Source organism: Victivallis sp., from assembly GCF_048170485.1.
Lineage (GTDB): Bacteria > Verrucomicrobiota > Lentisphaeria > Victivallales > Victivallaceae > Victivallis.
The window spans coordinates 1-10,376 of the sequence record NZ_DBEXAY010000231.1 but is presented as its reverse complement, the minus strand read 5'-3'; the positions used below and the strand labels follow the sequence as shown (position 1 = coordinate 10,376).

Below are 10,376 nucleotides of genomic sequence, written 5' to 3'. Positions count from 1 at the left end.
CAATCTGGGCCTCCACTGACTCCGAAAAATCATCCTTACCGCTGCTCTGACGTGCATAAATCAGTGCTTTCATTGTTTTTGCTCCTCATTCTACTTGTTTTAATATACGCCATATTGTATATTTAACAAGTTGTCATAGTAACGATTGCAGTCATCGCGATTCTTGCCGCGCTGCTGCTGCCCGCTCTCAATCAGGCCCGGGAGAAGGGGCGGGATGCACAATGTCGCAACAACTTGAAACAGATGATGATGAAAACCAGAATGTATATGAATGAATATAATGATGTCATTCTGGTGGATGGCACCGTCAACAAGATTGAACAGACCTGGTCCGCCTGTCTGGCACTCGGGGGATACCTCAGAAAAGGCGAGTGGAACTCCTACAACTGCCCGAAAGCGAAATTCGTGGAACAGCCCGAGAATCGCAGCGATTATCAATATGTCTCCGACTATGCCTATCCGGCAAATTTTCTGGGCAGATATGTCAACCGGGGGCATCAGCAGCTCAGCGCCCGGATTAAAACCGATACGGTGAGTTTTGTCAATTTCAAACTTCTCCGCAGTCCTTCCGAATTTCTTTTCCTTGCAGATGGAAAGGCGCCGGACGGCAGTTCGAAATCCAAACTCACCGCGGATGGTCCCAAGGACTGGGGCTCCTCACCGTGGACCGCACACAACCGGTGGATGGTCAACTCGGCCTGGGGGGATGGGCACGTTTCAGCCGCCGGCAGCGGCACTCTCTATAAAAAATACAGTCTCACCATCGTATTCGCCGCGGAATAACTCTGGAACCGGCGAGCGACTTAACAGGAAAGGATGATATCGTATGAAACTGCTGGTTTGTTTTTCCGCCCTTCTGCTCGGTACGCTTCAAGCGGCCAATCTTCTGATTGATCCGGCGACCGGAGTGGTGCGCTCGACGCGGGTGCCCGCCAATGCCGTGGTCGAACAGCAGGGCGACAAAGTGGACTTTGTTCTGACTGGCTCCTGCGGAAATTTCAGCTATTCGCTGCCGCTCTCTCCGGAAAGCCGGTATCTGGTTCTGCGCATGAAGATGCGTTCTACCGATCTGGTGCCCGGCAAGGCGAAATGGCAGGCGGGAAGCATGGCGATGCGGTTTCATGACAAAGACGGCAAGGCGGTCGGCCCTTGGCCGAAGGTGTTTGTCGTCTCCGGTACCACCGGACTTCAGACGTGTGAACGCGTGTATCCCATTCCGGAAAACGCGGTGACCCTCCGGCTGAAACCGGCCAATTTCGGCCAATCGGGCAAGGTGGAGTTCAAGGAGGTCCAGATAGAGGAGCTCAAACAGCTCGATCAGTACAAGCGTTCCACGGCTCCGGCTGTCACGCCCGCCGCCCCGGAAGCCGCCGTTCCGCAGGCACAGCTCACGCCGGAGCAAAACCTGCTGATCGCCCCGGCACCGGGAGGCGTGCCGGAACAGGGACTTTCCGGCCGGAATTGTACGTTGCAGGTGAAGAACGGCCGGCTGAATGCGACGATTGAAGGGAACGGGAAAGCCCGGCTGAAGATTCCCGTGAGTCCGGACTGGAAAGCGGTCACTCTTTCCATGCGCTGGAAATTGACCGGGGTCCAGTCGGGGAAGCAGAAATGGCACAACGCCAGAATCGCCATGCGGTTCTACAAGGGCAATGACGGCGTCGGGCCGTGGCCGAATGTCCCGCAGGGAGACGGAACGACCCCGTGGCAGGAGTTTTCCCGTCGCTATGAGATTCCCGCCGGCGCCACCTGCCTGATCCTGGAACCGGCAAATCTGGGGACGGCGGGAAACGTTGAAATAGAGGATCTTTCTTTGCGCTTTGACCGCAATCTTTGAACGTCGAGGAGATCGAAGTGAGTTTGCTGAAACATCTTTTCCTGGTTGCGTTTCTCGGCGCGCATGCCCTGTATTCCGCCAACCTCCTGCTGGACCCGGAAACCGGAAAACTCCGGTCAACCTTCGTCCCGGCTAATGCAACCGTTGTGCAGAGAGGGGAAACGGTCGACTTCTCCCTCTCCGGGCCCTGCGGCAATTTCAGTTATTCGCTGCCGCTCTCTCCGGAAAGCCGCTATCTGATTCTGAAAATGAAGATGCGCTCCACGGATCTGGTCCCCGGCAAGGCGAAATGGCAGGGGGGAAGCATGGCGATGCGGTTTCATGACAAAGACGGCAATGCGGTTGGCCCCTGGCCGAAGGTGTTTGTTGTCTCCGGTACCACCGGGCTGCAGCAGTGCGAAAGGGTGTATCCGGTTCCCGAGGGGGCGAAGACGCTCCGGTTGAAGCCGGCGAACTTCGGCCTCTCCGGCAAGGTGGAGTTTCTGGAGGTCCGTCTGGAGGAAGTTTCGTCTGAGCGTATCCCCCATCAGGATGCCGCGCTCCCCGAGGGGATGACACGGGAGGCGTTGTTCTCGTTGCGCGATGCATGGCGGCTCTCCACGCCGACCCGGGAACGGATTTACCTGAACGGCCTGTGGGAGTTCCGTCCGGAACTCCCGGGGGATCCCGTCGGGAAAATTCCGGAAACGGGTTCCGGCTGGGGGTATTTCAAAGTTCCGGGTTCCTGGCCGGTCACGCGCAACGGCATGGAGTTGATCCTTTCTGATTCGGTTCGCAAGTCGTTGGATCTCAAACAGCTCAATGGCGGATTTTACCGCCGGGAGATCACGGTTGATCCCGCCTGGAAAGGGCGCCGGATTCTGCTCTGCGCCGATATGGTGCAGACCTGTGCCAAAATCTATGTCGACAAGAAGGAGGCGGGCGAACTCTATTACCCAGGCGGCGAGGTCGATCTCACCGGGAAGTTGATTCCCGGGCGAAGCCATGAGCTTGTGCTGCTGGTTCGGGCGACTCCCGGAGAGAATGTGGTCTTCATGGCTCCCGGCCGGCTGGTGAAGACGGAGGGGGGACTGGTCAATCGGGGAATCACCGGTGATCTCTATCTGGAGTCTCGTCCGGAAGCGGCGGTGATCCGCGATGTGCTGGTTCTGCCATCGGTCAGGAAGAGCATGATTCGCTTCGATGTCGGGCTGGAGGCTCTGCCGGCGGGAACCTACCGGCTGGAGGCGGAGATCGCGGAGCATGGGCGCCGGGTAAAAACAATCCGTTCCGAACTCTTCCCGGCAAAGGAGCGGAACTTTCGCCACACCTTTCAGGAGAGCTGGTCGAACGCCAAGCTGTGGGATTTGGATTCCCCGGAAAATCTCTATACGGTGAAACTGCGCCTGTTCTCGGAAAGCGGGGCACTGCTCGATGAATTTCTGGAAGAGGAGTTCGGATTCCGGGAGTTCTGGACGGAGGGGCGGTTTCTGTTTCTCAACGGGAGCAAACTCTATTTGCGGGCGCTGGCGGCACGAACTCCGCTGACGCCGTTGTATGCTTCCCCGGAGTGGATCGAACATCTGGTCCGGGAATCCCGCCGGCTCGGGGCGAATTTTCTGATCGGCTTGAACTACAACTTTCAGCCCGGCGTGGTCAGCCACCTGACCAGTTTTCATCGTGAAACATCGCGGCGCGGGATGCTGACCGCACTTACGCTGCCCCACGTCCGGGATTTTCACCTGAATATGCGCGATCCGGCGACCGCTCTGGCCTATCGGAGACAGGCGGAACATCTGATTCGGCGCCTTCAGAATGTTCCCGGCGTGATCATGTACGCAATGAATCACAATGCCACCGGATATGCCGGGGATCAGAATCCCGCCCGGCTCGGTACCGGCTACAAGCCGGAAGATGTGGTCTTCTCCAGTGCATTCGATCTCCGGCGAAACGCCGATATCGCCGCGCGCATCGCCCGGGAACTGGATCCCTCCCGCCCGGTTTATCACCACGAAAGCGGCAATCTGGGAGATCTTTTCACGCTGAACTGCTATTTGAACTGGGCTCCGCGTCAGGAGCGCAGCGACTGGTTGGAGTGCTGGGAGCATTCGGGGCGGATGCCGGTGTTTTTTGTTGAGTGGGGACTTCCGCACGTCGCAAGCTGGTCCAGCTACCGCGGCCCCGCCTTCATCTGGCGGAGCGCGGCCCGGCAATGCCTCTGGGTCAATGAGTTCAATGCCGCAATTCTGGGAGAAAAGGCCTACCGTGCCGATCCGGCAAAAAAATTCCTGTACGACCGCCAGGAGTCGATGCTCAAGGGGAATCGGCCGGTTTTCTTCAGCCGGCTGGGAGCCAATACCTTCCTCAACGACATCCGCGACGTTCACGAAGTGCGGAACTATTTCATTTCGAAAAATTTCCGTGACATGCGCGCCCGGGGCATCTCCGGACTTCTGCCCTGGGATCAGTTCCTCTGCTGGAAGCAGACCGGTCCCGGCGACCGGCCCCGGCACAATCCCCGGCGGTTTGAACGGCTGAAACAGCCGGGCGTCGTGCCGGATCTCTTCTATTCCGCCGGCGAGGCGATTCTGAATCCTCTGGCCAGATTCCGCGAAACGCCGACCGGCGCGGGAATCCGTTCCGATTTTCAGGATGAGCTCGGCTGGATTGGCGGACAGGTGGATGAATTCACGGAACTCGGGCATAACTTCCGCCCCGGTGAGCGGGTGCGAAAATCGCTGGTCCTGCTCAATCACAGCCGGAAAACGAAAGAGGTGAAATGGCGTTGGGAGGTCCCTGCGCTTGGGCTGAGAGAAGAGGGAACGCTTCCGGTCGCGGCCGGGGAGCGGCATCTGCTGCCGCTGGAGTTTTCGATTCCGGAAACGGTCTCCGGGCCGCTGGAAATCCGGGCGGAGCTGGAGTTTTCCGGTTCGAAAAAGAGGACGGACCGGTTTGTCATCGACGTGATTCAACCGCGCACCGTCACTCTGCGCAGCCGTGTCGGCTGCTGGGATCCGGAGGGGAGTGCCATGGTGTTGCTCAAACAGCTCGGCGTGTCGGCACATCCGGTGAAGACGGCGGAGGATCTGAACGGAATTCAGCTGCTGATCATCGGTCGCAACGGACTTGCCGGACTGCCGTTCCCGCTGGCGGAACCGCTTCGCAACGGGTTGAAGGTCCTGCTGCTCGAACAGCCGTCACAGGAGTTTGCCCGGCTTGGACTGCGTTACACCGAACAGGGGTTCCGGGAACTCTTTTCCAACGGAATCCGCCATTTCCCCGACCTGCATGACTGGCGCGGGCAGGCCACCCTGCTGCCGCCCATGCTCGCGGTGGCCGCGTACGAAACCGGCAGTCCCCAGTGGGATTGGAATGGCTTCCGCAACGCGCGCGTCTGGCGGGCCGGCAACCGCGGGGCTCTGACGGAGGTGCTGTTGGAGAAACCCCCGGTCGGCAACTGGCTTCCGTTGTTGCAGTGCGGGTTTGATCTGCAATATTCGCCGCTGCTGCTGTTGTCCGAAGGCAGGGGGAAGATGCTTTTCTGCCAGCTGGCGGTGTCGGGGCGGTCGACCCCGGACCCGGAAGCGGAGAAGGTGCTCGGCGACGCATTGCTCTATCTGGATCGCGCCCGGACCGGGAACGTGAGAAAGGTGTTTTTTCTGGGCGATGCGGTCGGGGCCGGTTACTTGACAGCGCTGAAGGTGCCGTTCAAACCGTGGACGCCGGAGGAAACGCTTGATTCCGATACGCTGCTGGTCCTCGCCTCGGGAGCTCGCCCCGGAGAGTTGACCGCCGCGTTGCGGAACGGGTGCAACGTGCTGGCCCTGGGACTTTCCCGGGCGGAACTGGAGGAGATTCTGCCCGGAGGATTCCGCGTGGAGACGCGCCGCTGCTATTCCGATTTTGTGCCGGCTCTTCACGACAACCCGGAATTTCTCGGCATCAGCAATGCGGATCTTCACTGGCGCGGCGGCATGCAGATGGATGCATTCCCCGCAGATGCGGCAGGCGGCTGTTCGCTCGATCGGAAGAAACTGGGGCGGGGCACCATTGTGGCATTTCAGCTGCCGCCCTGGAAATTTGATGAAGAGGAGTTTTACTACCGCACCTGCCGCCGTCGTTCCGCGTTTCTGGGCGCCCGGCTGCTGGCCAATCTCGGCGCGGAATTCCGTACCGGTTTCTTCTCCCTTTTCGGCGAGGCGGCCGGCAATATCCGCTTCCAGCTGCCGAACGATTCCTGGCGGGGAGTGGAGGACCCGGAAAATTCCGGACGGAAGCAGGGATTTTTCCGGCATGATTTTCAACCGGATGGTTCTTGGCGGCCGGTTGCGGTTCCCGGCTGTTTTGACAATCAGTTTGAAGAGCTGGCCAATTACGACGGTTTCTTCTGGTATCGGTTGGAATTTGAGCTGCCGGCCGCGTATGCGAAATTTCCTGCGGAACTTTCGTTCGGCAGCGTGGATGATGAGTCCTGGATCTGGCTCAACGGTCGTTTGCTCGGCGAAGTTTCCGCGCGGACAAATCCGAAGGATTACTGGAAGGTTGCGCGCAGCTATGCATTGGCGCCGGATTGGTTGAAGGCGGGACGCAACACCATTGCAGTGCTCTGCCGTGACCTGCGGAACAAAGGCGGCATACTGGGAATTCCCGAACTGAAATTCCCCCGCACGTTCCATTTCTATTATGACGAGCCACTGGCGGATGATGATCCCTACCGGTATTACCGCTGGTGAACGGGAGACGGAACTCCCGCGATCTTCCCGGCCGTTCCGTCTCTCCCAATCCGGGAGGGGATGACTGAGCCCCTGTTGCGGGACGGTTGTCCAGGATCGACCGGGAATCTTGAATTTTTCGGGCCGGCTTGCCTGATTTGGCAAGCCGGCCCGAAATTGATCGTTCAATGTGCGGAATTATTTCTTCAGCGTGGCTTTCTCGGCTTTCAGCACCGGAGTTTTCCAGTTCGGAACCCGGTAGACGGTGCCGGAGAGTTCGACGACGTGTTCGGCGATTTTCTTGAGTTCCGCGTTGTCCGACGCGCAGACAAAGTAGCTGTTCTCATACTCGCCGCGGCTGTTGCTCTTCATCAGCGCAAAGTCGGCGGCACGGGTCGTGCTGCTCGGAACCGCGACCAGATAGCCGGTGGCGGTAACCTTTTCCCCCTTTGTAAGATCGACGCCGATCGCCTTGAGCTCCAGATCCATCTTATCCGGCGCGGCCGCGGGCGCGGGCTTTTCCTCCGGCGGAACCGGCTTGGCCGTCGCCGCAGGCTGGGCCTCTTTCTCCGGCGCCGGAGTTGCAGCCGGGGCTTTTTCCACCGGTTTCACTGCCGGCTTGTTTTCCGGCTTTGCGGCCGGTTTTTCCGCCGGCTTTTCCGCCGGCTTTTCCGCCGGGGCCGGAGCCTCCGTCTGGACTTTGGCCGGGGCGGTTTCCGGCTTTGCCGCGGGAGCGGCGGCCGCTGCCGTCACCGGAGCGGCGACCTTCACGTAGCTTTTGGCCACGTAGAGCTTCAGCCCTTCCGGCGGCGCGATTTTCGCCCAGTTGTGGCGGGTGGTGCGTTCCACTTTGACGACGGTTCCCGCCGGAAGCAGTCCGTAGCTGGGGGCCTCCTGCGCCATGTCCATGCGCATGTTGACCGGCGAAGTCACCTTCCCGTCACGCAGAAAGACCTCCGAAACGTAGACCGGCGTCTTCGCCGGCGCGGTAATCTCATAGAACTCCCCCTGCAGGGAGAGCACGTCCACCTTGTCGCCCGCGCGCAGTTTCATCACGGCGGGCGCACGGAGCTCCGGTTTCATCCGGACGTTGAGCAGACGGGCGGTGACGGTTCCCTCTTCTCCGGCCTGGAGGGTCAGCGCGCTGAGAATGGCTCCGAACAGCAGAGTTCCGAATTGTCTTGTCATCTTGAACACTCCCTTGAAAATGTTGTCTTTTGTGGTAGATTTACTGATAATATACTTGAATTTCGGACAGGTACAATCGAAAATGAAAAAAAATCCGATTTTGTTCTTGGTTTCTGCTTTTCTACTGATTTTTTCTGCCGGTTGCAGTATGTTTCCGGAGGAAGAGGAGGTTCCCCTGCCGCTTGCCGGCAGCGTGTGGCGCCCGGTGATGCTCGACGGCGGGGAGGCGCCTGTTCCGGCATTGGAATCCGATGTCCGGCTGCTCTTTCAGGTGGATGGCGAGCTCAGCGGCTCCACCGGCGACAACCGGTTTTTCGGGGAGTACCGCCTCCGGGGCGATGGGATGCAGATCGGGCCGCTGAGCGTCACCCGCCGTCTCGGACCGAACCGGGCGTACGAGGAGCGTTTCCTCGCGGTGCTCCGGCTGACCGCCTTCTATGCCATCCGGGGGCGGTCGCTCTCGTTGCTGGATGAGCAGCGCCGGGTGCTGGCCGAATTCCGGGGAGAACCCGGGTTCCCGGAAACGGAGTGAGGAGGCGCGCCATGAAGGGATATGCGGCGGATTTTCTCCGGTATTTGCGCGCGGAGCGGAACGCTTCCGAGCATACCGTGGAGGCGTATTCGAGCGACATTCTGGAGTTCATCACCCGGGTCAAGGGCGGGGAGGAATCGTTCAACGACTGGGGCGGCGTGGACCGCGACGACGCGAAGATCTTTCTGCTCCGGCTTCATGAGGCGGGGGACGGCAAGCGTTCGATGCAGCGCAAACTTTCGGCGATGCGTTCCTTTTTCCGTTACCTGGTCCGGTCGGAGCTGGTGAAGGAGAATCCGTTTCTCCGGCTGCCGCCGATCAAGGCGGACCAGCCGCTGCCGCTGGTGATGAGCATCAATCAGATCGACCGGCTGACTGCGGCGGTCGACGAGTTCTGGCGTCAGGCGCTGGCGGCGGGAATTCCGAAGTCGGAGGAGTCCGCCGCCTTTTCTGCCGCCCGGGATCTGGCGATGATCGAAGTGATCTACTCCGGCGGACTGCGGATCAGCGAGGCGGTCGGGTTGAATTACGGCGATCTCGACCTCATCGGTGGCGTGGTCAAGGTGCGCGGGAAGGGGAAAAAGGAGCGTCTCGCAGTGCTCGGCCGCCCGGCGGAGCGGGCGCTCCGGGCCTATCTGAAACTTCGCGCCGGCCTGGGAGCCGGCCGTGCTCCGGGGGCGCCGGTGTTTCTCAATCAGGCGGGGGAGCGGCTGACGCCGCGCTCGTTTCAGCGGAATCTGAAGAATTACCTGTTGACGGCGGGGCTTCCGCCGGATCTTACGCCGCACAAACTGCGCCATTCGTTTGCGACGCACCTGCTGGATGCGGGCGCGGATCTGCGGAGCGTGCAGGAGATGCTCGGTCATGAGAATCTCAGCACCACGCAGATCTACACCCACGTCAGTGCGGAGCGGATGAAAGAGGTGTACAAAGAGGCGCATCCCCGCGCCAAGTAGCGCCGACGGGGGGAGGGGCATTTGCCGTACGGGAGGGGGCATTCCGTTCCTTTGCCTGCCGCAGAGCTTGTACCGCTTGAAAACAGATAGATCACAATCAGGACGCAATACCATCGGAAGCCGTGTTTTTCCGAAGGCGGAAAAATGGTGCGATCATCAGATAGCCAAGGAGGATAAGTGCGGCAATGCAGAAAAGTGATTCCATGATTGTGCCTTTGGGGGAATATGGGATAAAGGGAGAAAATGGGGATGATGCTAGTATTTGAACGGGTGCTTTTTCCCCGGGTGCGCTTCCTGCCAGCATTTGCGCCGTTCCATGACGTTCAGCCGATGACCGGGCGGCAGAAACAACATGCAGCCGATCAGAAACAGCAGTTTATAACAACTGAAGATTACCCATATACCAAATATAACAAAACCAACTCCAAAGATTAGACCAAGGCCTCCCCCAATGATTACAGTAAGGATGGAAGACACCGATTCCATGAGTTCGCCCCCACTCACTTATAAATTACGTGATCGTTGTAATAGTATAACATTTTTTTGGAGAATTTCAAATAGCCGGCGTGCTGGAAAAACTCTTTTTCACAATTATGCTGTTCGACAAGGCGAGCTGCCTGTCGAAACCGCTTTTCTGGAGTGGGATTCCTGGCGCAAAATGGGAGACCCGAAGGTGCTCGAAGGTTAATACTTGAACGGATGTTTTTCCCGGGGGAGTGCTTCCTGCCAGCATTTGCGCCGTTCGATCCCATTTCCCCGATGGCCGGATGGAAGGAATCACATGCAGTCGATCAAATAGAACAGCTGGAGACCGGCCAGGAAAGCCCATGGTCCAAAGATCAGAGGAAAAAATTTCATGCGTCCACCCCACTCCTATTAATTGCGTGATCGTTGAAATAGTATGATATTTTGGGGAGAATTACAAAGTTCAAATCCACTAGGGTGGGATGGGAACGGACCAGTCGGACCGGTCCGAAGAGAGGAACACGCGAGTTTCAAATCCACTAGGGTGGGATGGGGACTGCGACCATTGCCGGGCTGGTGGTGCTCGACGCGGAGTTTCTAATCCACAAGGGTGGGATGGGGACTTCAAAACAACGACAAGAAAAGGACGGCTTTTCATCGTTTCTAATCCACTAGGGTGGGATGGGGACTTTCGTGTGCTTTCGCGT

The 10,376-nt window shown here is 58.8% G+C and carries 7 protein-coding genes; 6 read left to right on the top strand and 1 reads right to left on the bottom strand.

What is annotated here, in order from left to right; genetic code table 11:
• Positions 1-267 precede the first annotated feature (267 nt).
• From ACMLHG_RS12055 to ACMLHG_RS12045, 3 genes are read left to right on the top strand one after another with little or no spacing between them, the layout of a single operon-like run.
• A complete protein-coding gene (locus ACMLHG_RS12055; RefSeq protein ID WP_417170648.1) occupies positions 268-783 on the top strand; it encodes a hypothetical protein in 516 nt (171 codons plus the stop codon).
• 43 nt (positions 784-826) lie between these two features.
• The gene (locus tag ACMLHG_RS12050; protein ID WP_417170647.1) at positions 827-1,837 is read left to right on the top strand and encodes a hypothetical protein; all 1,011 of its coding nucleotides are present in this window, start codon (positions 827-829) and stop codon (positions 1,835-1,837) included.
• 17 nt (positions 1,838-1,854) lie between these two features.
• A complete protein-coding gene (locus ACMLHG_RS12045) occupies positions 1,855-6,549 on the top strand; it encodes a glycoside hydrolase family 2 TIM barrel-domain containing protein (protein ID WP_417170646.1) in 4,695 nt (1,564 codons plus the stop codon).
• A gap of 177 nt (positions 6,550-6,726) precedes the next feature.
• On the opposite strand, the gene ACMLHG_RS12040 is transcribed toward ACMLHG_RS12045, so the two are convergent.
• Positions 6,727-7,716: a hypothetical protein gene (locus ACMLHG_RS12040; protein WP_417170645.1), complete on the bottom strand. Its 990-nt coding sequence runs from the start codon at positions 7,714-7,716 to the stop codon at positions 6,727-6,729.
• Between the two features lie 148 nt (positions 7,717-7,864).
• Here ACMLHG_RS12040 and ACMLHG_RS12035 point away from each other — a divergent pair, with 148 nt between their 5' ends.
• The 3 genes from ACMLHG_RS12035 to ACMLHG_RS12025 all read left to right on the top strand — a co-directional run bounded on the left by ACMLHG_RS12035 (position 7,865) and on the right by ACMLHG_RS12025 (position 9,639).
• A complete protein-coding gene (locus tag ACMLHG_RS12035) occupies positions 7,865-8,248 on the top strand; it encodes an META domain-containing protein (protein WP_417170644.1) in 384 nt (127 codons plus the stop codon).
• Between the two features lie 11 nt (positions 8,249-8,259).
• Positions 8,260-9,204 carry a tyrosine recombinase XerC gene (locus ACMLHG_RS12030; protein ID WP_417170643.1) on the top strand — a complete coding sequence of 315 codons (945 nt, stop codon included), beginning with the start codon at positions 8,260-8,262 and terminating at the stop codon, positions 9,202-9,204.
• A 249-nt stretch (positions 9,205-9,453) separates the two neighbouring features.
• Positions 9,454-9,639 (top strand): hypothetical protein, encoded by a 186-nt coding sequence (locus ACMLHG_RS12025; RefSeq protein WP_417170642.1) that lies wholly within the window; start codon positions 9,454-9,456, stop codon positions 9,637-9,639.
• Positions 9,640-10,376: the final 737 nt, after the last annotated feature.

Bases quoted from the DNA above. Each gene is read 5' to 3' on its own strand.
- ACMLHG_RS12055 (WP_417170648.1), top strand. From the start codon at position 268: ATGAATGAATATAATGATGTCATTCTGGTGGATGGCACCGTCAACAAG.
- ACMLHG_RS12050 (WP_417170647.1), top strand. From the start codon at position 827: ATGAAACTGCTGGTTTGTTTTTCCGCCCTTCTGCTCGGTACGCTTCAA.
- ACMLHG_RS12040 (WP_417170645.1), bottom strand. From the start codon at position 7,716: ATGACAAGACAATTCGGAACTCTGCTGTTCGGAGCCATTCTCAGCGCG.
- ACMLHG_RS12035 (WP_417170644.1), top strand. From the start codon at position 7,865: ATGTTTCCGGAGGAAGAGGAGGTTCCCCTGCCGCTTGCCGGCAGCGTG.
- ACMLHG_RS12030 (WP_417170643.1), top strand. From the start codon at position 8,260: ATGAAGGGATATGCGGCGGATTTTCTCCGGTATTTGCGCGCGGAGCGG.
- ACMLHG_RS12025 (WP_417170642.1), top strand. From the start codon at position 9,454: ATGATGCTAGTATTTGAACGGGTGCTTTTTCCCCGGGTGCGCTTCCTG.